The organism is Parapedobacter indicus, assembly GCF_900113765.1.
GTDB classification, from domain to species: Bacteria; Bacteroidota; Bacteroidia; order Sphingobacteriales; family Sphingobacteriaceae; genus Parapedobacter; species Parapedobacter indicus.
In genome coordinates this window covers 193729-218080 of the sequence record NZ_FOQO01000010.1, presented here as the reverse complement: position 1 = coordinate 218080, position 24352 = coordinate 193729, and the positions used below count along the sequence as shown (strand labels likewise).

At 47.2% G+C, this 24352-nt stretch carries 22 protein-coding genes; 4 read left to right on the top strand and 18 right to left on the bottom strand.

The genetic code is table 11. The annotated features are described in order from the left end of the window. The 4 genes from BMZ56_RS19825 to BMZ56_RS19810 all read right to left on the bottom strand — a co-directional run bounded on the left by BMZ56_RS19825 (position 1) and on the right by BMZ56_RS19810 (position 7265). Positions 1-3174 (bottom strand): SusC/RagA family TonB-linked outer membrane protein, encoded by a 3174-nt coding sequence (locus BMZ56_RS19825; RefSeq protein WP_090629768.1) that lies wholly within the window; start codon positions 3172-3174, stop codon positions 1-3. 166 nt (positions 3175-3340) lie between these two features. Then, the gene (locus BMZ56_RS19820) at positions 3341-4660 is read right to left on the bottom strand and encodes a bile acid:sodium symporter family protein (protein WP_177195222.1); all 1320 of its coding nucleotides are present in this window, start codon (positions 4658-4660) and stop codon (positions 3341-3343) included. 12 nt (positions 4661-4672) lie between these two features. Continuing rightward, positions 4673-6553: an exo-alpha-sialidase gene (locus BMZ56_RS19815; protein WP_218146627.1), complete on the bottom strand. Its 1881-nt coding sequence runs from the start codon at positions 6551-6553 to the stop codon at positions 4673-4675. After that, on the bottom strand, positions 6540-7265 hold the full coding sequence (locus tag BMZ56_RS19810) for a D-lyxose/D-mannose family sugar isomerase (protein WP_090629761.1): 726 nt from the start codon (positions 7263-7265) through the stop codon (positions 6540-6542). The genes BMZ56_RS19815 and BMZ56_RS19810 overlap by 14 nt, the downstream gene beginning before the upstream one ends. 246 nt (positions 7266-7511) lie before the next feature. Between BMZ56_RS19810 and BMZ56_RS19805 the strand changes: the two genes are divergently transcribed. Further along, complete coding sequence (locus BMZ56_RS19805) at positions 7512-8567, top strand: LacI family DNA-binding transcriptional regulator (protein WP_090629759.1); 1056 nt, start codon at positions 7512-7514, stop codon at positions 8565-8567. A gap of 55 nt (positions 8568-8622) precedes the next feature. On the opposite strand, the gene BMZ56_RS19800 is transcribed toward BMZ56_RS19805, so the two are convergent. The 5 genes from BMZ56_RS19800 to BMZ56_RS19780 form a co-directional block, all read right to left on the bottom strand. Further along, positions 8623-9687: an NADH:flavin oxidoreductase/NADH oxidase gene (locus BMZ56_RS19800; RefSeq protein ID WP_090629757.1), complete on the bottom strand. Its 1065-nt coding sequence runs from the start codon at positions 9685-9687 to the stop codon at positions 8623-8625. 29 nt (positions 9688-9716) lie between these two features. Further along, positions 9717-10472: a MerR family transcriptional regulator gene (locus BMZ56_RS19795; RefSeq protein ID WP_177195221.1), complete on the bottom strand. Its 756-nt coding sequence runs from the start codon at positions 10470-10472 to the stop codon at positions 9717-9719. Between the two features lie 281 nt (positions 10473-10753). After that, the gene (locus BMZ56_RS19790) at positions 10754-11218 is read right to left on the bottom strand and encodes a hypothetical protein (RefSeq protein WP_090629751.1); all 465 of its coding nucleotides are present in this window, start codon (positions 11216-11218) and stop codon (positions 10754-10756) included. Continuing rightward, on the bottom strand, positions 11209-12000 hold the full coding sequence (locus BMZ56_RS19785) for a hypothetical protein (RefSeq protein WP_143072977.1): 792 nt from the start codon (positions 11998-12000) through the stop codon (positions 11209-11211). Before BMZ56_RS19785 ends, BMZ56_RS19790 begins: the two co-directional genes overlap by 10 nt. Positions 12001-12067: 67 nt before the next feature. After that, entirely contained in the window at positions 12068-12526 is a 459-nt protein-coding gene (locus tag BMZ56_RS19780; protein WP_090629747.1) for an NUDIX hydrolase, read from the bottom strand. Positions 12527-12632: 106 nt separating this feature from the next. On the opposite strand from BMZ56_RS19780, the gene BMZ56_RS19775 reads away from it, so the two are divergent. Further along, the gene (locus BMZ56_RS19775; protein ID WP_177195220.1) at positions 12633-13739 is read left to right on the top strand and encodes an FG-GAP repeat domain-containing protein; all 1107 of its coding nucleotides are present in this window, start codon (positions 12633-12635) and stop codon (positions 13737-13739) included. A gap of 5 nt (positions 13740-13744) precedes the next feature. On the opposite strand, the gene BMZ56_RS19770 is transcribed toward BMZ56_RS19775, so the two are convergent. Together BMZ56_RS19770 and BMZ56_RS19765 are read right to left on the bottom strand one after the other, a co-directional pair. Further along, positions 13745-14206: a VOC family protein gene (locus tag BMZ56_RS19770; protein ID WP_218146626.1), complete on the bottom strand. Its 462-nt coding sequence runs from the start codon at positions 14204-14206 to the stop codon at positions 13745-13747. Further along, positions 14203-15420, bottom strand: a complete 1218-nt coding sequence (locus BMZ56_RS19765) for an exo-beta-N-acetylmuramidase NamZ family protein (protein WP_090629955.1) — start codon at positions 15418-15420, stop codon at positions 14203-14205. Before BMZ56_RS19765 ends, BMZ56_RS19770 begins: the two co-directional genes overlap by 4 nt. A 221-nt stretch (positions 15421-15641) precedes the next feature. Here BMZ56_RS19765 and BMZ56_RS19760 point away from each other — a divergent pair, with 221 nt between their 5' ends. Next, positions 15642-17162 carry a hypothetical protein gene (locus BMZ56_RS19760; RefSeq protein ID WP_218146625.1) on the top strand — a complete coding sequence of 507 codons (1521 nt, stop codon included), beginning with the start codon at positions 15642-15644 and terminating at the stop codon, positions 17160-17162. Between the two features lie 28 nt (positions 17163-17190). Here the strand turns inward: BMZ56_RS19760 and BMZ56_RS19755 are convergent, their stop codons facing one another. Next, on the bottom strand, positions 17191-17634 hold the full coding sequence (locus BMZ56_RS19755; RefSeq protein ID WP_090629738.1) for a carboxymuconolactone decarboxylase family protein: 444 nt from the start codon (positions 17632-17634) through the stop codon (positions 17191-17193). A gap of 68 nt (positions 17635-17702) precedes the next feature. Further along, positions 17703-18278: a Crp/Fnr family transcriptional regulator gene (locus BMZ56_RS19750; RefSeq protein ID WP_090629953.1), complete on the bottom strand. Its 576-nt coding sequence runs from the start codon at positions 18276-18278 to the stop codon at positions 17703-17705. Between the two features lie 163 nt (positions 18279-18441). Here BMZ56_RS19750 and BMZ56_RS19745 point away from each other — a divergent pair, with 163 nt between their 5' ends. Beyond that, a complete protein-coding gene (locus BMZ56_RS19745; RefSeq protein ID WP_090629735.1) occupies positions 18442-20217 on the top strand; it encodes an ABC transporter ATP-binding protein in 1776 nt (591 codons plus the stop codon). 30 nt (positions 20218-20247) lie between these two features. Here the strand turns inward: BMZ56_RS19745 and BMZ56_RS19740 are convergent, their stop codons facing one another. The 5 genes from BMZ56_RS19740 to BMZ56_RS19720 are packed head-to-tail and all read right to left on the bottom strand — an operon-like array spanning position 20248 to position 24306. Continuing rightward, on the bottom strand, positions 20248-20442 hold the full coding sequence (locus BMZ56_RS19740; protein ID WP_090629733.1) for a YwbE family protein: 195 nt from the start codon (positions 20440-20442) through the stop codon (positions 20248-20250). A gap of 24 nt (positions 20443-20466) precedes the next feature. Continuing rightward, positions 20467-20943 carry a Dabb family protein gene (locus BMZ56_RS19735; protein ID WP_090629730.1) on the bottom strand — a complete coding sequence of 159 codons (477 nt, stop codon included), beginning with the start codon at positions 20941-20943 and terminating at the stop codon, positions 20467-20469. Positions 20944-20950: 7 nt separating this feature from the next. Then, positions 20951-22279 carry an RIP metalloprotease RseP gene (gene rseP / locus BMZ56_RS19730; protein WP_090629728.1) on the bottom strand — a complete coding sequence of 443 codons (1329 nt, stop codon included), beginning with the start codon at positions 22277-22279 and terminating at the stop codon, positions 20951-20953. A gap of 5 nt (positions 22280-22284) precedes the next feature. Next, positions 22285-23466, bottom strand: coding sequence for a 1-deoxy-D-xylulose-5-phosphate reductoisomerase (locus tag BMZ56_RS19725; RefSeq protein ID WP_394341163.1), 1182 nt, complete (start codon positions 23464-23466; stop codon positions 22285-22287). A 54-nt stretch (positions 23467-23520) separates the two neighbouring features. Beyond that, positions 23521-24306, bottom strand: coding sequence for a beta-carotene 15,15'-monooxygenase (locus BMZ56_RS19720; RefSeq protein WP_090629723.1), 786 nt, complete (start codon positions 24304-24306; stop codon positions 23521-23523). Between the last annotated feature and the right edge of the window lie 46 nt (positions 24307-24352).

The window sequence follows — 24352 nt, the reverse complement described above, 5'->3', positions numbered from 1 at the left end:
CTAGAAATTTATGTTCACTCCGACAATGTAAGATTTGACCGTAGGCCATCTACCTCCATCAATACCGAGGTTTATACCTGAATTATAAAACGCAGGATCCAATCCTTCGTATGAAGTGAAGGTAAAGAGATTCGATCCGACCACATATATGCGCAAATTCTCTACCCCGATGTTTTTAAACCAATCGCCTGAAATGTTATAACCTAACTGGAGATTCCTGACCCGTACATAGGACGCATCTTCCACATAATACGAAGAAGGTAGTTGGCTCACCTGGTCGTTTATTTCGGCGATAGGCATTTTTGCGTTGGCATTGTCCGAAAGATGTGGACTGCCCCAAGATTCGTACAACCGCCGCGTTCCTCTCCAGAAATCCATATAGTTGAAGTCCATGATCCGTCTATCTAAATTCATTGCATCATTGCCGATACTGGAGTAGATGGATGCGAGAAGATCAAAATTTTTATACCGTAGCATTAGGTTTAACCCCAGCGTCAAATCGGGGTGTGGATTACCAATAGATGTTCGGTCGTCCGAATTTATTACCCCATCACCATTGACATCTGCAAACTTAAAGTGGCCCGGTTTGTTATAGGAAGGATCCAATTCATTGGGAGCATACGCATCGGCTTCGGCGCTGGTTTGGAAGATTCCTAACACTTGATAGCCATAAAACTCAGGAAACGCTGTGCCCTTTTTTGCAAACGTATAATATTGATCCCGGAAGATAGTCCCATACCTGACCTCATCAACAGCGTCTGATAACCTAAGTATTTCATTTTTATAGGTTGACGCCACCAAATTCACGTCAAAAGAAAGATCATTGTTCAACGCCACTCCCTTATAGCCGACCGACAGGTCAATACCCCGGTTTAACATGTCGCCGATGTTTACCGAAGGCGCGGCAGCATAGCCATAAACCGCAGGAATTGCTTTCGGATACAACATATCGGTTGTCTGCTTCGTCCACAGGTCTAACCCCAGGGAGAAATTTTCAAGGAAGTTGGCATCCAACCCGAGATTAATCGTTGTAGTAGTTTCCCATTTGGCGTCGCGGTTACCAAAACCTCTGGTTTCGAAGCCCGACTGTGGATTGTTGCTTGACCCATCAATCGGATAGTATGAAAAGTTGATATTGGTTTGGAACGTAGAGAACCCATTATAGGTGCCTATACGGTTATTTCCTGATTGCCCCCAACTGGCGCGGAGCTTTAAAAAGTTTAACCAGTTGATCCCATTCATAAACTGTTCTTCGGAAACAACCCAAGCCCCAGCGATCGATGGAAATGTCCCCCATCTGTTGTTTTCTGCGAAAACAGACGAACCATCCCGTCTTAGCACGCCATCAAAAAAATAGCGATTGTTAAAATTGTAATGCAACCGTCCGAAGTAGGATGCGTACGAGCTTTCTGAATAACCGCCACTATTGGTTTGGGTCCCTTCACCAGCGCTGAGCACAAAATACTCCGGAGTTTGTAGAAAATATTTTTCCCGCGCGGCTTCCATATCCTCAGACCTGCTTGCGCCGGTTTCAAAGCCTAGCAAAACATCAAACGTATGATCCTGGATGTCCTGCCGGTAGTTTAGTGTATTTACCCAATTCCAGCTCCGGTTATTGCTGGAAGAAACAGTAAGCTTGTCCAGCGTTGTCCCCGCGTAATTCCATGGGTTTGCCTCCGTTGGATAGTTATTGTTGCCGTTGCCGGTGTTTATTCCCACCACGGATTTTGCAGTCAAGTTCTTCAGAACGTTGATATTCACAAATACGTTCCCGTCAATAGCGAGGTGTTTCTGGGTATAATCACTTTGTCTCCAAATTTCAGAAGGTTCGCTGCGATTGGATGAAAATCCGATCAGCTTCGTCACGGGGGCCCAGTTGCCCATGATATCGTATACCGGACTCAGACGCGGCATCAGTAACGTCATCCCGATTGTACTTCCTTCGCCACCATCCGATTGCCGCCCATAAATATTCTGAGACCTAATTCCTAGATTTTCACCAATTTCCAACCAGTCGGTCAAGTTAACCGATAAATTGGTTCGGAAATTGAACCGATCGTAGCCCGATTGCTTAACCGAACCGGTATTATCGGTATAGCCAAGCACAAAACTATACAACAGATTGTTGGTACCGCCATTTATCGCTACATCATAATCTTGCTTTACCGACCTTTGGTAAACGTGGTCAAACCAATTTGTACCTTCCGGAGTAGATTCTACAATCTGATAATCGTACGCATGGTATTTGCTTAGATCGATGTCGTTTGTTACCGCTGGATAAATGTATTTTGGAATAACGGGATTTTCTCCATTCCCATAGAGAGGATGGTTCGGCTGTATTCCCGCGTTTCTAAATGACATCCAAAGCATTTCACCAAATTCGGTTGGATTGAGCATATCGTATTGCGGGGGTAGCCCGCTGATACTTGTCCGTGCGTTTACAGCCACCTTGGGAGCCTGATTTCGTTTTCCTTTGAGGGTGGTTACCACAATGACCCCATTTGCACCGCGGGCACCGTATATGGCAGTAGATGCTGCGTCTTTCAAAACGGACATGGATTCAATCTCAGCCGGATTCAGTTGCCCGATTCCTGAGGGTACCCCGTCTACAATAATTAACGGCGATGTATTATTGATTGTACCGATTCCGCGAATCTGGATATCTGCACCGGAAGTTGGCAAATTCCCACTATTTGCCACTACCCCCGGAATCATGCCTTGCAAGGCATTGGTAATGTTATTCACCGGATTCATTTTTTTCAACTCCGTTGTATTCACATTGACCACGCTACCGGTCAATGACTGCCTGCTTCTGGATTCGTAGCCCATCACCACGACTTCGTCCAACAATTCGGCGTCGGATTGCAATATCACCGAGATATTCGTCCGTCCTTGTAATGCAACCTCCTGTGTCCGGTATCCTAAGTAGGAAACAGTAAGGGTAGCCTCTGCGTCCACATTATCCAACGCAAACTGCCCGTCAGCAGCGGTAGCCGTACTTTGATTTTTTCCGATAACACGAACATTCACGCCCTGCAGGGGCCGATCATCCTGATCGAAGATTGTACCCGTAACGGTCTGTTGCGCATGAAGAGGGTTGCTTATGACACCTAACAGCATGGCGAGCAATAGTCCCACTCGTCTTACGTCCTTTTTTTGTAGTCTAATTTTCATGTTCTCTATTGGTTAGTTAATTCCAAACGGATCGTCCCTGACGACAATTTGTTCCGTCGATTTCCTCGATTTTTCAACAGTTGTCAACTGACATAAATCACCGAGATATTATTCTGATATCGCAGACGCAAGTCAGAAATCCACGTCTTACTCGTAGCAAAACGGTTTATACAGCTTGACGAACTGTCTCTATACCGGGGGGGCTCTTTGCTTCCCCGCGGTGGTCCTTCTTTTTGAACCAGTTCGCCAATGCGGATCCAGTAATATTCTGTAGCGGCCCGAAAATCGTAGACGCTAAACCCAATGTAGCAACCTTGCCCATCTGGAGGGCTAATCCTGTGGCTACTCCTCCATTCTGCATTCCCACTTCGAAGGCTATGGTGCGGCGATCTTTTTCGGGCAAACCGAACAATCTGGCCAGAAAATAGCCTAAACTTAATCCGGCGACGTTATGGAGCAAACAGGTGATGATAAGCAGTCCGCCTACCTCCAGCAGGTTATCACGGCCGGAAGCAGTGATAACGACGGTATTCACCACAATTCCCAACATCGCAGCAAACGATAAGCCTCCTTCCAACTGCTGCCGGGAAACGGTGTCCTTAACCTTCCGGAAAAAGATGGCACCCAACATTGGTAACAGATAAAACCAGAAAAAAGAGGAAAGTGTCGCGTAAACAAAATCAAGCAGTGAACCTTTCGTTATGACTGTCAACACACTATTGGTAATCAACATAATGAGGGCATACGAAACAAGTTGTACTACCATTTGGCCCCTCGATGCAGAGGCTTCATAAAAAAGGTTGAATATAAATCCCGCTACCACGGGAATGATGATCATATTGATAATATCGATCATCATATGAATGGTATTTATTTCAACATACTGACCGCCCAGCCACAGCATCAGAAACGGTGTAACAAATGGAGACACAATCGTTGATACAGCGCCAACGGTGATTGCAAGTGCCAAATTGGCACCGGAAAGATAAGACATAACATTTGAAGCCATTGCACTCGAAACACATCCGATCAGGATGACACCACCGGCAATTTCTGCTGGAAACGGAAAGATATGGGAGAGACCGTATGCCACCAGCGGCATGACAAGGAAGTGGCAGCAAACGCCTATAATCACTCCTTTCGGCATCATGACCACCCCCTTGAAATCGCTGAAACTCATATGGGCGCCCATTCCAAACATCGTGACTTGCACGAACGGAACAATCACATTCTTTAGTTCAAAACTGCCAATACGGTGGAAGAGATGGGGATAGAACATGGCCGCTGCGACAGCAACCAGTATCCAAACCGTGTAAGAAAAACCCCTGAGCGATTTAAATCGAAGGAAAGCGAGTGCTGTTAACACCAAACCTACCAACAGCAGAATAGGTCCAGTTGATGTATCCTTGCGCAACCAAAACACCAAACCCGCACAAAAAGTCAACGCCACGGAAAATAACAGTAGAAGCTTACGGAACCTGTGCATATTCGTTACCATTTAATTTTTAGGCGCCCGGTAATTACCAACTGCTTCCGAGGTCCGCAAAGCGCGATCATAAAGTGTAAACTCCCTGACATTGTTATCGACTGATATTGCCGGATTACCATTAGCTGACTTTATGTATGGGCTGAACCTCCCCCATCCGAACTGACGGCTGTCGCCGCCGTCATTCAGCAATCCGTTTACGACGAAAGAGATAACGTTTGGTCCCCCATCTACGATAATGCTCGCGTAACAATCGGCACCTGCCCGAAGCTGACCTTTATCACATGCCCATATGGCGCGGGTCTGACCGTCGTTAAACGCGATTTCAAGGCATTGTTCATCATTGATCGTGATCTGCCATCCCCTCCCCTGTTCATCCATCGCGTCTAGTAACTTTACGTTCCCCTTCTGTGATGGAACATGAAAAGCAATATCAATCGAAAAGCCCCCGTTGGTTCGCTTTCCGCCATGGTCAATTTTTGTCAGGTCTCGCTTGTAAAATTCCGGAAAGCCGCCCCAGGTCACTTCCACGACATCTCCCGGTTTGGAACGTTGACTTTCCCAATGATACAGCACACCGCGGGTGGTTTTTGTGATATTTTCCTGTTGCTCCCACAGATGCTCCAATAAACGCGTGTCGACTAAATGGGTTCTTGCAATATCTTTCTGGGTTTCCGTTACATAGTACTTCCCTGCTTCTTCAATCAGATCGGGATAGCTCATCCGTATCAGCGGGTCGTTATCGTAAAAAAGAATCTCCGGTTGACTCCATTCAATGATTTTACCTTCGGGTGAGTCTTTTTCTATGCCGCCCGACAGCCATACCGGATTGCGATCGTTGTAAGCTATGCTACGCCGTTGCGGGTGTTCCCTGATAAACCGGCCGCCGTGGTTATGAAACCAATATAAATACCTACCATTCTCACATTTCCATACAAAATTAGCTGCACGGGGATGTTTCATCAATCGCCCATCGGCATAGCGCATATATTGCGGCGGGTCCCAGGTATGTCCTCCGTCGCGGCTGTAGGTATAAACCGGATAGCCGTCAATTGTACGATATACACAAAAGAAACTCCCGTCGCTCAATACCACGAAACTCTGTTCCTCGGCAATCGGCCCCCCAACGTCAGAAGGCGCCCGCAAACCGATTTCACCATCGGGGAGGGTTTCCCATGTGGCCGCTGCGGGGTCGGCCAAGGTCAACAGATTACCGCTGCACAGCAGGGCTCCCTCGCTTGATGTAAAAAATCCCTCCCCAAATCCACCTACCTTGTGCACGGGCACATATGCTTTATCTTTATGTGTAAAAGCCTTACCCACATTCCAGAAGAACTTGATTGAACCACCGTAGGGATTGTTTTTATCGATCTCGAATGCGCGCATGGGAATATCATAGCGGGCTGCGGACCATGTCTTGCCATGGTCGTCCGAATATTTAAAGACAAAGTGTCCCTGGCTGTCAACACGCGTTACCTTACCGTCCCTGTAAGGCGGATTATCTCCCTTAACCCACCTGGTATTGTCGGTATTGTGGTTATAGAATACAAATATGCGCCCGCTAGGGGCCTTTAATAATACCGCATAAGAAGCTTCGGGCCCATCGGACGGCTCAACAGCAATCCGGTCTTCCCATGTTTTTCCGTTGTCTAAACTACGCTGGGTAATGAGGTGTTGCCCCGACGAACCTTCATGCCCCAGCGCGGTAGTAAGTACACAGAGCCAGGCGCCATCATCCGTTTTAATAACATAGGGTTGGTCGCTGTAACTTTCATCCGGAATGACCCACCCGGAACGGATGTTACGCCAATCTGTCTGCTGGGCTGACACGTTACCGAGTAACAAAAACAAAACAACGGTCAGCAATGCTTGAAATTGATTACTTCGTTTCATAAGAAGTTGCTTTAGGGTATTCATGACATAAATAGCAATCTTTGGGTTCATCTTCTTCTATTTCCGGAAACCGAACAGCATAATCCACTAAGAAAACATTGTCGTTATAGTCGTCACAAACACTTGATACCTCGCTGCTCAGTGTATATCCCACTCCATCTACCTGGTAGCCGGTTCCCTCCTCGCCCCAGAATTGATGGATGGTGCGCGGGGGAACGCACACACTCATCCCCGGCTTCAAGCGGATGATGTCACCGGCCTGCAACCGTCTCTCACAACCATCCACCTGTATGGTAAACGCTTCGGAGGACGCGTTGCCTTCTCTGTCAGCTTTCCGTAATTGCACCAAAATATTTCCCCCGGCTACACAGATCAGGTCTTCTCGTTTAGATAAGTGATAATGTGCTGGCGCCCGTTGCCCTTCGGGGTCGATCAGTAGCTTCTCCGCGTACTCCTTTGGGTAGCCTGCAATTCCCTTTCTGCCATTCCGTAGTGTAAATAATGTACGGCCAATTTTATGGAAATCCTTACTTCCGAAATCCGTAACATCCCATCCCAGCAAACAATTTCTGATTTCATCGTATTCAACTCCAGCTTTATCCCAATCTGCTACATTCCAATAACCAAAAGGAGGAAGTTTTAATCCAAAATGTTCAATAACGTGTTTTGCACGTGCTAAGCTTCCATTAATAATTGATCGCTTTAAGTTCATCTACTGTTAGTTAAGTTATCCGAATAGTTTTTAAGTTATCGCGTAATGATTATCCACACCAAATAGCGTAGTCCAGAAATTTCGCTTCTCATAATTTTCGCGCCGCAGCGATTTATAATTCTGTAACAATGATAAATAGAATAACTTAACTACTGCAATCTCGACCAAATGAAAACGTTACCGGCAACGTTTCGATAAACAGTTTGTACATTTTTCGTATCTTTAAACTGAAAATAATAACCAATTATGTCGACAGCAACTCATACCAAACAACCCACGATTGTAGATATTGCGGTCAGGTTGAACCTGTCCATATCTACTGTATCCAGAGCGTTACGCAACGCGCCTGATGTAAATACACATACCAAAAAAGCGGTTTTGGCAATGGCCGAAAAAATAGGTTATGAGCCCAATACGGTTGCCGCCAGCCTCCGGAATAATAAAACCAACATCATTGGCATCATTGTTCCTGAATTCGTACATGTTTATTTCCCAAGTGTTATATTGGGCGTACAGGATGTTGTCAATAAAGCAGGATATAAACTAATGATCTGCCAGTCAAGCGAATCCTTCGATCTCGAGAAAAAAAACCTTCAGGCGCTCGTGTCCAGCCGCGTAGACGGTCTTATTATGGCGTTAAGTCGCGAAACGGATCATTATAAACACATCAAAAAAGTACAGGAGAAAACACCTATCGTCTTTTTCAACCGAATAACGGACGAGATATCGGGTTCTAAAGTTTTGGTTGACGACTACGGAGGAGCCTATGAAGCGGTGAAGCACCTAATTGAAGTAGGCTGCAGAAGAATAGCCCATATATCAGGGCCCAAAAACCTGACCATGTGCGAGAGTAGACTGCAAGGATATTTAGATGCGTTGAATCATTATCAAATTCCAATCAACGAGAATTATATCCTCCACGCAGATTTTGTCGATGACAAAGCAAGAGAATGTACACAGCAATTAATTGCCATGGACGATAAACCCGATGCGATATTTGCAGTTAACGACCCTACAGCAATCGAGGCGCTGATCTGCATTAAGCAAAATGGCCTAAACATTCCAGATGATATCGCTTTAGTAGGTTTTTCCAATGCACCTCACAGCGCATTTGTAGATCCCCCGCTAACTTCTGTCGTACAACCAACTTTTCAGATCGGCCAAGTGGCAGCCAACCTATTATTAGAACATATCGAAAAGGGCGAAGACTATCGTCCGGAGATACGCGTATTGGAGACCTCACTGATCATCAGGAATTCTACCAATAAAACGTTATCTACACTTACCGACATTAACTACTAGTAGACGGAGTCTGCCCAGCATGACAATTCTAACATGCCATTGCGCATGATGCTTATTACGACTTCGCCCGCTCATATTGTACCGGCCATACGATGCTATCATCCAGCTCAGCAGCAGCTTTTAGTGGAAAATAGGGGTTGCGCAACAGCTCCCGAGCCATCATCACGGCATCGGCATCACCGTTGGCCAGTATCGTCTCTGCCTGCACAGCATCGGTAATCAATCCAACGGTAGAAGTCAATATACCCGTTTCTTTTTTGATCCGGGCGGCAAACGGCAGTTGGTAAGCGGGTCCCACGGGAATCTGCTGATGGCTTACCAGTCCGCCCGTTGACACGTCGATCAGATCCACACCCACTGTTTGCAGTATGGCCGCCAGCCGTACCGAATCGTCGCCATTCCATCCACCTTCGGCCCAATCTGTGGCTGAAATGCGGACAAGCAGCGGCAAATCGGCCGGCCATACCGTCTTTATGCTTTCGATGACTTCCAGCAGCAGCCGGATGCGGTTTTCAAAACTTCCACCATAGTTATCCATGCGCTGATTGCTCAGCGGAGAGAGAAATTGATGCAACAAGTAACCATGTGCCGCATGAATCTCAGCCACTTGAAAACCCGCCCGTTGTGCCCGTTGCGCGGCCGCCGTAAAGTCCGTGATCACCTTACGGATGCCTTCCGCATCCAATTCATCGGGCGTCGGATAGTGACCGGCAAATGCTATAGCCGAAGGCGCCACCGGCGTCCATCCTCCTGCTTCCTCGGTCACTTTGCCTCTACCTTTCCAGGGTACGGCGGTACTGGCTTTCCTGCCAGCGTGTGCAAGCTGAATGCCCGGCACGCACGCTTGACTCTTGATGAAAGCAGTGATCTGCGCCAGCTTTCCGATGTGTTCATCTTTCCAGATACCTAAGTCATACGGCGATATCCGGCCCTCCGGAGCTACCGCCGTAGCTTCAGAGATAACCATGGATACCCCTCCCACTGCCCTGCTTCCCAAGTGTACCAAATGCCAATCGTCAGCGAATCCATCCACAGATGAATATTGGCACATAGGCGACACAATGAGCCTGTTTTTCAATGTGATGCTTTTAATGGTTAGGGGACTGAAAAGCGTAGACATATGCAATATGTTTGCGACAAATATAAGGATTAGGCCGGTAGGCTCGTCACATAATGATCAATTGCCTGTTTCATAAACAGTCCAAAAGGCGCACCCCCCGTTCCCGTATAACGGGGATCGGCTAGATAGAGCTCGCCAAGTCCTTTGTAAGCCTCTACCTGGTTTCCCGGTTTACCCCAAAAACGCAGGATATAATGATAGTGCCTGTCGATCTCTTGCTGAACCCGTTCGGAAGCGGGATCGGCACCGTGGCCACAAAGGGAAGCCAATGTTTCGAAGTTTTCCTTGAAACCGGATTTCAGCACCTCAAATTCTTCCATGCTCATGCCGATAAGTACTTTTTCCGATTGCTTCACTTGGTCCGGCCATTTTTCCAAGGCTTCCTTTCGCCATGCGGCAGCCTGCTCCTTCGGGAGCCCTTCATACAATTCTTCGTAATTCATCTTGATTTTTCCTTTTATGTGTAAGATAGTTTTATCCAATGTTGACATAAGCCGGTCGATACGCTTCCTGCGTGCTTTCAGCAGCTGCTTTTGACTTTCAAGTGCACGTATCCGGTCAAAATCTGGACGATTGATCAATGCAGCGATCTCCTTCAGTCCGAAATCCAATTCCTTATAGAAAAGGATCTGCTGTAACCGCAGCAGTTCGTTTTCACCGTACAACCGATACCCTACAGCGGTGCGGATCGACGGCTTCAGCAGACCAATCCGGTCGTAATGATGGAGCGTGCGCACACTCACACCGGCCGCCTTTGCAAGCTTCTTTACCGTGTATTTTGTCATGTGTTTATCCATTGTCCCGACAAAGGTAGGCTATGACGTAAGGTAAGAGTCAAGAACTTTTTTCATTTTTTTTATTCATGCTTTTTAGCCATACATAATTGGCCACTTTTTCCTGCCTTTCTTTTGCGTTTCTCCTGCCGTAATGTAAGCGGTATTTATGCCATATCCGTCCGGTGGCTATCAATTTAATAGATACAGGTTAGATGAACCTTATTCCCCGCATAGTAAACGGCAGGAAATAGGCAGGAAAAAGTAGGGAGTTAAGCAGGTAATATATCTAACTAAAAGGGCCTGAGGTAAGGTCTACTCGTGAATGGCGAAAAAGCCCAGGGGATGGACAACAGGATGATAAGCAGGCCAGCGGTAAACCAGATCGCCAGGGTCTTATATTTTTCCCGATCGGTTGGCTTACGCTTGGCCTTGGCCGAACCGATGGTGATCATGATAACGGCCAACAGCATCATCGTAATATGCTCCATACCAAAAAAACGGAGATCCCGCTGGTGCACGGCTTCTTTGAAATTGTGCAGAAAATGGTTTACAATCGGGCTGATGACATATAGTGCACCCCCCACAAGCAATTGAATATGGGCGACGGTTGCCGTCCAGTGCCTAACCGAATTATCGAAACGCGAAAATTGCTTATTAGCCAACCATCCGCGGTATGCACAGCCGATCGCGAAAAGCAAACTCGCCAACACCAACCAGCGAACCAGCGAGTGCAGGGCCAATAAGGTTACATACATCTGTGTTCCAATTCCACTACCCGCTTTTCGACCGATTCCATGATTTCGATTAAATTAGTAATGGCCTCATCTTTTACGTGGCCATCCGACAGTTTTTGTTCCAAGTGTTTCATCCGCACGGCTAATTCATCCAGGCGCTCTTGTAATCCGTAGAAATCAGCAACTGGCTGCGGCTCTTTTTTCTTGAATAGCGGCAGGGCGACAAGGATTAGCGCAATGATGGCGAGGGTGATAGCGAGGTAAGCAATCATAGTATCTTCTTTTTCTGGGTTTTCGTTTCCTTCATTTGTTTGTTCAGGATAGATGATGTCGGATTGGGCAGGGTGTTGCTGCGGTGCCTCATCAGAATCCATGGCTATTTGGTCCACCGGCACTTCATTCACCGATGGACGTATCAGATTTTCGGCACGTTCAACGTAGGCTTTATAACCGGCAAGTTGCTTTCGATACCCCTTCCCCGGCCTTTCGAAGATATCTGAAAATATTTGGTTACGCAAGGTAGCCAATCCCGCTTCATCTGTGGCTTTCATAGATCGCCACGCATTGTACCACCGCTCAATACCATTTACGGGATTGCTGGATAACTGTTGTTTGAAGCAGTCGTAATCCAACGTTTCGCAGGATATCCTGAAACTGGTATCCGGTGAAACGGCTTTATCTGTCGCCAAAAAATTGATGGTCTCCCGGATGAGCTCGTATTTAGCCCGATCTGTTTGATCCTGCGCCAACGCACTCCAGACCATCACAACTGTATATACTAACGTCAACAAACCTCTCCGCATATCTTAAACTTTAATTACAAAACTTAACTTCCAATGATTCTTACGGGCTAAAATACTCTTTTTTTTATTATCCATTCAGAAACATGACAAGCTGCTCCAGCAAGGAGACCTGCCGCTCATTGATTAACTGCTTGGCTTCCGCCAGTGTAAACCAACCCGACTTGTCTATTTCCGGAAAAGAAACCTTTGTGCCAGAACGCGGTGGCCACTCCAATTCGAAGGTATTGCTTACCACCTTTTCCGGATCCAAATCTCCCTCCACCGCCCAGCACAACACGTGTTTGCCCCCCTTCTGGACGATGGCATCCAATGGGATAAAAGGACCGACAGGACGCCGTCCTGTTTCTTCCTCGAATTCACGGATAGCGGTGTCCAGCGGACTTTCAGGCGGGATGATCTCTCCTTTGGGAATGGTCCATGCCCCGGCATCTTTTTTGGCAAAAAAGGGACCACCGGGATGCACCAGAAAAAATTGGGGTTTCCGATCTATTCGGCGGAACAGTAGAATACCGGCACTTTGTTTCATGGATCGTTACTTATGCAATTTTACTAAATTCGTGACATGAAAACAAACAGCATCGCAAGTCTTTAAATAACCTATGTTCTACCCGTCATTAATTATGCTTACTGGTATGGTTTCCCTCATTGGGAAGGAACCCCGCTTCGCAACGGAAATCATTGACGATCGGATCGACGGGGGACATGACTTGACAATTGGCGATGTAAATGGTGACGGCAAGCCGGATATTATACTCGCGGATTCGCATCGGGTTGTCTGGTATCGCAACGGGGATTGGAAACGATTCGTGATGGTGGATAACCTTACTAATGATGACGGTGTTTGCATTGCCGCGCGTGACATCGACGGCGATGGAAAAGCCGAGATCGCGGTGGCGTCCGATTCTGTCTATTATTTGATCTGTCCCGAAAACCCAACCCACTTGTGGACGTCGGTCCAGCTCCGTCAGGTCCCTCCTGCCCACCGGATGCAATGGGTGAAGGTGAGCGACAGCACGTATCAATTGGTGGTATTGCCGAAATACAGCATGGAAAGTGATGACAGCCAAACGCAAGCTCCAACTATACGGACGTATGAAAAACCGACGGACCTAACCTTACCGTGGAAGCAGCGGTTCATCGGGCTTCCCCTACCGCGGGCCAATGATTTGGAAGTGTACAACTATGGCCACCAGGAAGTATTTTATATCAGCGGAGCGGGCGGTATGATGGCATTCTTCTTTAGGGATGGACGTTGGATCCGTAACACAGCCGATTGGCTGGCCAGAGGCCGTCGGCTGGGCAGGGCGCGCATTGGCGCCCTAGCGAGCCGGAATACACATGTTTTTGCAGCTATTGAACCGACTCATGGCAATCGGATAACGCTCTATACACCCGGACTCGCCGATAGCGTATTGGTATACGACAAAATTAAAAGGAGAGTACTTGAACGGAAGATGGAAGCAGGATACGGATTGGGAATGGCTGATTTTTTGGACTTAGGGCGAGATCAGGTAGTCGCCGGATGGAAAAGGCCCAATGAAGATGGGCTTTTCGGAATCAAATTGTATGTACCATTTAACCCATACTGGGAAGCGATCGACGTCTACTGGGTGGATCGAGGTGGTATTGCTTGCGAAGATCTCGATATTGAAGACATGGATGGCGATGGGAAACCCGACATCATTGCCTATGGCAGCTCAACCCACAACCTGAAAATCTATTGGAACAGGTCAAAATAACCGCCTCAGCGTTTTTCGTCATTGACCTCGATCCAATAACCATCGGGATCTTGGATATAAAGCTGTTTAACTCCATCCACACGGGTTCCAACTTTACCCGGTTCAGTCTGCACATTGTAATAAACAATGCCAAATTCACCAAGCCGATCAACGAACTCATCCATAGATGCTACGCTGAAACAAATGTGGGTATTCCGACTGTGTTCTTTCAGTTCGGTTGCATCCGCAACCAGGTGCAGCGAAAACCCCGGAGCAATCTCCAACCACACATGCTTCCCTATTTTAAACGGTTCAGGAAGGGTATCCAACTGCAAGACTTCCCGATAAAACGACGCGCTTTTCTGAAGGTCATAAACGGATAACGCAATGTGGTTGAAACTTCCCTTGTTTGTTTGCGCATAACTTCTCACGGAACCTCCGAGAAAGCACATGCCGACCAGTATGTATACGATCAATGATTTCTTCATTTGTATAATAAATATTGTTTACGCATTTCTTTGTAGTCGCTCAATCCTGGTTCCCAGGATTTCCGGATTTCTTCTTCACTCAGGCCATCCATCACCTGCTTTTTAAACACATTATTTCCAATCAATGCCTCAATTCGCCCCATGGCGGGGCTTTGTGAGGAATCAAAAAAACGTTCCTTCTCGGGGAAAGCTTTATAAAACTCAAGCATCCATTGCAAATTAATCCGGCCGCTGGCATGCAACCTCTTAATATCATAATCTCTCAGGTCTATCCCATAGCACATTTTACCCTGGTGCAACGGTGCTTCAGACATACCGGGTATACTTACCGGCTTAAAAGAAAAATCATATTGTCCCTTCAACGCGGGTGCTCCCAGCACCGTAAAAGGCATGTAGGTACCCCTCCCCTGACTGATAATCGTACCTTCAAACAGACATAAGGACGGGTAGAGAATAATGGATGCCTGTGTGTTGAGATTTGGGGATGGAGGTACCGGCAACTCATAATACAGATCGTGGGTATAGTTCTTGATGGGAATAACGTTGATGTCGCATTGGATACCATTGGCGAGCCAGCCTTCGCCATTTAACATGCGGGCAAACTCACCCATGGTCATCCCGTGTGCAACCGGTATCGGAAACTTCCCAATACCCGACTTAAACTGCATATCCAACACCGGACCGTCCACGAATCCATTGGGATTGGGGCGGTCTAAGATAACCAGCTTTTTTCCATATTCCGCACAGGCTTCCATGATGTCCGCCAAGGTGTTAATGTACGTGTAAAATCGGCAGCCTACATCCTGAACATCAAAAACCATCACATCCAGCGCTTCCATCTGTGTCTGGGAGGGCTTTCTATTTTTGCCATACAGTGAAACAATGGGTATGCCGGTCTGTGGATCAATTTCATCTCCGACTGCCGCACCGTTACTCGCATTTTGACGAAATCCATGTTCAGGCCCGAAAATCGCTTTAATATCGACTCCCAACGCAAGCAGACTATCCACACTCAGCTGATCGCCGATGATGGAAGTCTGGTTGATGACCATTCCCACACGTTTCCCCATCAGATAAGGCACATAGCTTTCCACTTGGTCGGCACCGGTAATAATCGCTTCCGTTGCCTCGGGTTGGCCGGTGGTTTCGTCCGACCGCTCGGCGGCTCCGCTGCATGAAGTCACTATGAGCAAGCTTATTATCAGTTTAATCATCCGATCAGGCATGTTTTCTCTTACAATCCGCAATTTAGGTAAAAGTTTGACTCGATGCAACAGAACTCGAAAAACATGCTTTGGTTACGAGTAGTACTCCCAAACAGCAACGCTTGGGAACCTACCGGCAAAACGTTATTTTTACCCGGCCAATGGTCATTACTCTTATGAACAAATTACGCAGACTAGCTTTTTCCGTACTCCATATATTTCTCATGTCGATGGCTGTTTCTGTTCAAAGTCAACCGGCTCCCGATGACATCAATTTTGTACGGCAGGGAGTTCGGCGATTTATCTTTGACGACTTACATACCATTCCGCTGGCCGCGCTCAACCCCCGTGAAATTATCGGAATGTCTGCCATGTATCCCATCACCCACCATAGGGAAGCCCATGCGCAAATAAACGTACGCCACGAGCAACTGCAGATTGTGGCGGATACCGAAACGGAAACGTCTATTTGGTTTGGTGGGTTCAATCCATTTTCAACATACACGCTAGATCTGGCTTCCTGTGAAGGGGAAGGTGCCATTGGATTTGAATTTTCGGATGGCACCAAAATGGAACGTTTCCTCATCACCATCGATTATCGGGACAACTACATCACCGATGTTCACCAACTGATCATGAGAGGCGATGAGGTGATTTCGCGTAAGTCAATCTGCATCGCTACCCAAGCTAACACAGCTGCCAACGGAAAGCTCATTCTCCAAATGCTTGGCAGCGGTCTGACCTTGTATTGCCAAGGCGATGGCCTTCCCCTGCCAATCGCCCAGTCGGATTTCAGTCAGCACATTGACCTACGGAAGAAAGAATACCTGAATACCTTCCAATCAAACTTGTTTGTGCAGATCAAATACGGGGCCATTCAGGTAAACAAAGTGACATCCGCACTCAGCAGCGGCATGGGCCTCGCAGACATCCGTGCCATCACCTACGAAGATGGGACGCCACTGCTGGACCAGGGCCGGATTTGGTACACAATGACCATCCGGGGACGCGCATTGCCCCAACACATACAGGGTGTTTTCAGCATGGATCCTTCCGTGTTTGATCTCCGGTTTGAGGGAATTATTGTGTTCGACCGGCAGGACGGCATCCTTCGGAATGAGGTTGCGTCCCATATTTTCTATGACAGAAATCACAAGGTTTGGCGGGGTATTACCACCGGATTTAGTGCCTATGCCAGTCCCGATGAGCAAAAGCAACTATTGGCCGTAGAAAGCGTGAAAGACCCCCGTTTTGGATTCTCCAGTATGCGGGCTACGCCTTTCGGCGTTGTGGGTGACATCGAAGATCCACATATTCTATATGATGCTAAGGCCGAAAAATGGCGGATACTAACCTGCGAGAACAACGACGGCTATAAAGCCGTCCTATTGGAATCCGATACGTGGAATAAAGACTACCGACGCATCGCCGGTCCTGTAAGCCATAATTCGACGGGAACATCCATCCAGCGCATCGGCGGAAAACTCTTTTGTTTTTCCGGAAGCCAGGAACGGAAAATCTTTGTCTATTCATATCCCGACCTCCACGAAGCAGGCACACTCAAAATGGATCTCCCCCCGTGGGATGAAAAATCCGGCACCCGGGTCTGGCCCAATGTAGTGGAATTGCCCGATGGCTATCCGTTCCGTTATGTAGCGCTGATGATGGACCGATTCAATTATCCCGGATTGGAAGGACCGAACTGGACGTATGGAGCGCTGTATTTATACCACGGTTTCAGCGAACCTTAGTCGTTCCCCAAACATAAGCGCGTAATCCTTATTCCCCCGGCTGCATTCGCGTGCTTATGGCGATCCGATTCCATACATTGATGGTCGCGATGGCTGTGATGATTTCAGCAATCTGATTTTCACTGAAAACAGCCGAAGCCTTATCATACGTATCATCCGTCAGTCCTTCCTTATTGATCAGCGTAATCTCCTCAGTCATCGCCAAGACAATCTGCTCCTCCTCGGTAAAAAATCCAAGCGCTTCGCGCCATGCATTCAGTAAAAAAATACGTTGATCGGTTTCGCCGTTTTTTAACGCGTCTTTGGTATGCATATTAATGCAAAAGGCGCAACCATTGATCTGCGAGGCCCGGATTTTGATAAGTTCCTTCAGCTTTTTCGAGATTTCAGCTTTTGCCAGGTAACCTTCCAATGCAAATATAGCCTTATAGGCTTGGGGGGCTACCGTGTTGATGTTGATACGTTTTTCCATGATTCTATTCTGTTAAACTTTGATGGCACAAAGTTGAAAAACAACAAACCGAAAAAACTTAAACGGGTTTAAGAAATGCTTTTCCTGCGGATTTCACTTAGGTATTCCGGCGTAAATCCGAGATAGGAAGCAACCAGATATTGAGGAACACGCTGCAAAAAATCAGGTTGACTCTTACGGAAATGATGATACAGCTCCTCCCGCGAAAAATCATGCAGGAATTTCATCCGCATCTGAGCTGCCCCGTAAGCCTTTTGATAAATACATCGGAAATATTTCTCCATCAGGGGATGTCGCCGCAGCATTTCCGCTTGTTTATCCCGGGTGATGGCGAGCAATTCTGCCTGTTCCACCGCTTGAATATAAAACTGCGATGTCGATCCGGCTTCGAAAGCAAAATGATCGGTCATCCACCAGTTTTCGATCGCGAATTCGGTGGTCCGCTCCACTCCCTTATCCGTGACAAAAAATTTGCGCAGGATTCCCTTTATAACAAAGTAATGCCGCTTACAGATCGCTCCTTCGATTAGCAGGTTTTCTTTCTTTCTTGCATTCTGAGCTTCGAAATAGGACAATATTTCGGTAAACTCGTCGTCATCGATGACGATAAATTTGCTTAAATGGGCCTTTAATACATTGGACATGCTAACTTTGGAATTTGAAACAAACATAGGCATTTTTAAAAGCGTGCCAAAACGGCCGGCTATTGTCTGCTCGTCGTAAAAATAAACCGACACAGGATACAAATTGATAGCTTTTTACTGACATGCGAAAAAAATGGTTTCATAATTGTCCGGTCCTTTCGCGATGAAATTACTATTGTCTTACTTAAGTAGATACAAGGGATTGATCCTGCTGGCGCTTCTACTGGCAGCTATCAATCAAGTCTTTTCCCTGCTGAACCCTTATATTTTTGGCAACTTGATTATTGACCCTTATGCCAATAAAGCGGCTGATTTTCGGGCCGAGGGGGCCGATGCAACTTTTTTCAGGGGAATAACCATCGGGCTCCTGCTCATCATTGGTGTCGCTATGGTGTCACGAATAGCTAAAGCTTTCCAAGACTATGTCGTCAATGTGGTGATCCAAAAGTTCGGTGCCAAGCTTTATACCGATGGCCTCAAACATGCGTTGCAGTTGCCTTATCAGGATTTCGAAGACCAGCGTAGCGGTGAGACGTTGTCTGTACTGGTAAAAGCACGGGCAGACTGCGAGAAGTTTATCACCAACTTTGTAAATGTCCTATTTGCTACGCTAGTGGGTATTGTTTTCGTGGTGATTGTGTCATTCCGGTTAAGTCCGTCGCTGCCACTGATCTACCTTGTCGGTGCGTTCACACTGGCATTCTTAACCAGCTACCTGAGCAAGAAAATCAAGTTCATCCAGAAAAACATCCTCAAAGAAACCAATGCATTGTCTGGGTCTACCACCGAATCGCTACGCAACATCGAGCTCGTCAAGAGCCTTGGCTTAACCCAACAGGAAATCGGGCGACTGAATAGCACCACCCTCAAAATCCTAAAGCTGGAATTGCGCAAGGTAAAAAGCATCCGGGCAGTAAGCTTTGTGCAGGGCACATTTGTGAATTTCCTGCAGCAATGCATCATGTTCTCGTTACTGTTTTTTGTCTTCAGGGACCAGATCACGGTAGGGCAACTGATGATGATGCAATTCTACTCGTTTTTCATCTTCGGCCCATTACAGGAACTGGGCAACATCATCCTCTCTTATCGAGAGGCAGAAGCATCGTTAAATAACCTGCAGGAGCTATTTAGCCGTAAACCGGAGTTTCAGCCTGCAAACCCAGAAAAAATCAACGCCATAACAAGCTTGCGGTTTGACAATGTATCCTTCCAACATCAGTCGGCCAGCCGGCCCGCACTGGAAGGAATCTCATTTGAAGTAAAACGGGGAGAAACCATTGCGTTTGTAGGTCCCTCGGGCGCCGGCAAAACCACGTTGGTAAAACTGCTGGTGGGCCTATACCATCCCAGTGAAGGACGTATCTTTTACAACGATTTCCGTGGCGACCGCATAGACTTTGATACATTCCGCCACCAAATCGGCTTCGTGACTCAGGATACCCAGCTATTTTCCGGCACGATACGGGAAAACCTGCTCTTTGTGAACCCCGGTGCAACCGATGAACAGATTCTGGATGTGCTGCAGAAAGCAGCGGGACAAAACATCCTCGCACGGGCAGACAACGGGTTGAATACCGTGATCGGCGAAGGCGGACTGAAGCTATCGGGGGGCGAAAGGCAACGGCTTTCCATCGCACGGGCTTTGTTGCGGCAGCCACATTTGATGATTTTCGATGAGGCTACTTCCGCATTGGATTCCATAACCGAAGAAGAAATCTCCAATACCATCCGTCATATCACGGCCGAACGGCAGCATATTACGATCATGATTGCCCACCGACTATCGACCATTATGCATGCCGACCGTATTTTTGTATTGGAAAAAGGAACGATTGCGGAAACAGGAAATCATGCAGCACTGCTGGATATAAAAGGGCTCTACTATGCCATGTGGCGGCAACAGATCGGCGAGCGCAAAGAAGCACTCTTGCCGACGTAAGTACATCCTCTTGAAAACCGGCACCGGATTTTACGCTAAGATCTCCGCCACACGACCGATCTGGCCATCCTCCAAACGCACTTTGATGCCCCTGGAATGAAAAGGCGCTGAAGTGAGGATGTCTTTTACAACACCCTCAGTTAGCTTTCCGGTACGTTGGTCCTTTTTGAGAATAATAGCTACCTCCAACCCCGGGTAGATATCCTTGCGATGCTGTCCGTTCATGTTTTCAGCTTTCGACGGTCGACCTTAAACCACCGCTTGCTTTACCACGGAATCGTGCACGACCACTTTATTCCAGAATTTGGAATATTTTTCGATAGCGGCCAAATGGGTAGGATGCGTTTCATAGACGTTAATTTCATCCAAGCTATCAAAAAACACCAGCAAATTATAAGTAAAGCTGTTGTCAACTACGTCGCGGGCGTGTGTCGCTGCGGCGCGGCCATAATGAAGCGACTTAATTTCCGGAATGGTCTTCAGTTCTTCAAAAAAGTTGGCAAAATCATTAATTTCTTGTTCAGAGAGCCCGTCATTGAGCCAAAAAAGTACGTAATGTGCAATTACTTCGTTGTTTTCCATCGTTGTGTTGGTTTCTGGGTTTTCACTAGTTTGATCATTTTCCTGATTGGAGGTCGGTGAGGCGCACGCAGCCAATAGGCCGCCCCCCGCTCCAGCCACAGCAATTGCTGCTCCGGCCTGCTTGATGAAACGTCGTCTTTCCATATTGAGTTTATTTATTCATAATTTTCAAGATGTCATTACCGAAGACAAATACCATCAGTGCCAATAGGATAAAGAAACCCGCGATTTGGGCTTTTTCCAAAAATTTGTCACTCAATGGTTTGCCCTGTATCATTTCCACCAATAAAAACAACACATGTCCGCCATCAAGCGCAGGAATCGGCAGGAAATTCATCAATGCTAACGCCATAGATAGGAGTCCCACCAGTGTCCAAAACTTGACCCAATTTACTTCGGAACCAAACATCGTTGCGATACGCACTGGGCCCGAAATCGCCTTATCAGCCCTTAACTCGCCCGTGGCAATCTTACCCAACCCCTTGGCATTGTCTATCAGGGTACCCCAAGCTTTAGCCGAGCCGATGGGCAGCGATTCGAAGAATCCATAATGCGTGGTTACCGAAGGGAAATCCGTGTCTGGATGGATGCTGAAGCCCAGCGTACCCTCCTCGGGAACCGTTGCCCGGACGGTAGCGGTATCCCCATCACGTAGCACGCTTAAGGTGATCTCTTCGCCTGCACTTTCGCTGATTAGTCCTCTCACTTGATCCCAAAATGGAACCGTGGTATGATTGATCATCAGGATGCTGTCGCCCGAACGCATTCCCGCCTTCTCCGCTGCACTCCCCACAACCACGGAATCCACGGCCATCGTACGTGAACGGAGTCCGACAAACTCATTGCGGTCGTGATCGGCCACATCGTTGAGAATATCACCCGGCACCTCGAGGGAAAGTGTCTGCCCATCCCGTTCTACCGTGAGGGTGGTATTACCCATCAGTACCTTGGAACTTAGCAGCTCGTCAAACCGCAATACCGGTTGCCCATCGATCTCCGTAATGTGGTCACCCGCCTGCAGCCCGATCTTCTTGCCGATAACACCCGGCGCAATACCGTTAACCAACTTCGTATTATCTACATACGTCTCACCGTATTTGTAGGTCAGCATCCAGAAGATAAACATCCCCAAAATAATATTGACGATAATCCCCCCCATCATTACGATAAGGCGTTGCCAAGCCGGTTTCGAACGGAACTCCCACGGCTGGGGCTCGCCCTTAAGCTGCTCCGTATCCATGGACTCGTCTATCATCCCGGCAATCTTTACGTATCCACCCAGCGGAAGCCATCCGATGCCGTACTCACAGTCTTTATACGTAAACTTGAACAACTTAATCCCCCAGGCATCAAAAAATAAATAGAATTTCTCAACCTTAATCCCAAATGCACGGGCCGCCAGAAAGTGACCGAACTCGTGCAGTACCACTAAAATGGACAAGCCCAATATCACTTGCCCAATCATTATCAATACACCCATTTAATTTATTTTGCTATTTGATATACTTTTTTGCTTTTTGCTGCCAGCTCTTTCGCAACCTTACGACTGATCTGATCGATTTCTGCATAGTCATCCAGCGACGGCGCCGCATGGTATTGAACCGTCCGCATCGTTTCTTCAATGATGTCACTCATTTGCAGGAATCCAACCTCGCTTTTCAAAAATGCTGCCACGACCACCTCATTGGCAGCATTGAGAATACACGGCATATTGCCTCGTGCATCCAATGCATCGTAAGCCAACGCCAGATTACGAAACGTATCCCGATCGGCTTGCTCAAATGTCAACGCTGGAAAATCCATAAAATTGAAGCGCTTTAAGCTGTTTTTGACGCGCAGGGGATAGGTAAGCGCGTATTGGATAGGCAGTTTCATATCGGGTAACCCGAGTTGAGCTTTGATGCTACCATCGGCAAACTGCACCAGGGAATGCACAATAGATTGGGGATGAACGACTACGTCAATTTGTCGCATTTCTAACCCAAACAGCCATTTTGCCTCGATAACCTCCAGTCCCTTATTCATCAACGTAGCGGAGTCTACCGTGATTTTGGCTCCCATCACCCAGTTGGGATGACGCAATGCCTGTTCCGGTCCTACGGTGGCCAGGTATTCCTTGCGCTTCCCTCGAAACGGCCCTCCTGATGCAGTAAGGTAAATCTTCTCGATGGGATTATCGCTTTCCCCCACCAAACATTGGAAGATGGCTGAATGCTCCGAATCCACCGGCAACAGCTTCACGTCGTTTTTCCGAACCAGATCCGTCACCAATTCGCCAGCCACGACGAGGGTTTCTTTATTGGCTAAAGCAACGTCCTTGCCTGCCTTGATGGCTGCGACCGTCGGACGTAGACCGGCCGATCCAACCAGGGCATTAATGACCAAGTTAACGGCGGGATAAGTGACCACTTCTTCAAGAGCTGCCTTACCCGCCAACACGGTAGTGGTTACACTTGAAAGCGCCTCTTTTACCTCACTGTACTTCCCTTCATCTACGATGACCACCGTGTGGGGGCGGTACTCCAACGCTTGCCGAATCAACAACTCGGCATTTGTCGCCGCGGTAATTACCTGTATTTCGAATCGTTCCGGATATGCACGAACCACTTCTAACGCTTGCGTGCCTATGCTCCCTGTGGAACCCAATAAGGCTATCTGCTTCTTTATCAAAATAATCTTAAATATTCACAATATTACAATCGCATCCTCTTACTCCCTCGTTCACAAAATATTCTTCATCAACTCCGGATCATCACCTCCTTGATAGTCAGCCATCATATTACGATAGGCTACGGCAACCACCACACTGGATAACGGCCCGACTAGAAACGAATTGACTAAGCTCAACACCGTGGACACCATCGGGTATCCAGCATAGTTGAAATATAAATATAAAAGGTGCAAAATGGCAAAAAATGCCAAGATGAGCAACAGTTTGGTCACATTTCCCTTCGTTAGCGCAAAACTAAGCCGTATGGCCCGGAAAGGCTCGGCATTCCGATCGATGATAAAAAACGGATAAAACGCAACACGGAGCAGAAAGGCAAAGATGACGATTGCGGAAACAACACGTGCTATGTTAACCATAAGTGATACCTCAATGCGGGCGTAGACTAACGGAAAAGCGATGATAGAGATTACCAAATAAAATACCAGGGCAAGCAAAGCTATGCTAAACATGCCGGTAAAAAAATATAACAGCTCTTTGGTACTGGGTATGGTTTGGATAAATTGAATTTTTTCCCGGTGATCTATTAAGGTAAAAATATACTTGAAGAGTGTAAGTTGGGTACCGAAATACAATATAGCAAAAAGAAAGGCCATAAATACACTCAGGAAGGTATTAACCTCGCTGAAGTAAAAAGCCAGAATTCCTGAGGTGTTGGACGTGAGAAAAAGTAGGAAACATAATCCCGCAATTGAAAAATAATGGTGTCTAAGCAGATCCCACGATCTGTTGATCACTTCATTTACCGCAAATGTACTGTCCTTCAAAAATTGAATCATCGGATCGGCCAATTATCAGGACAAAGGTGGGATAAAGTTTTTTATT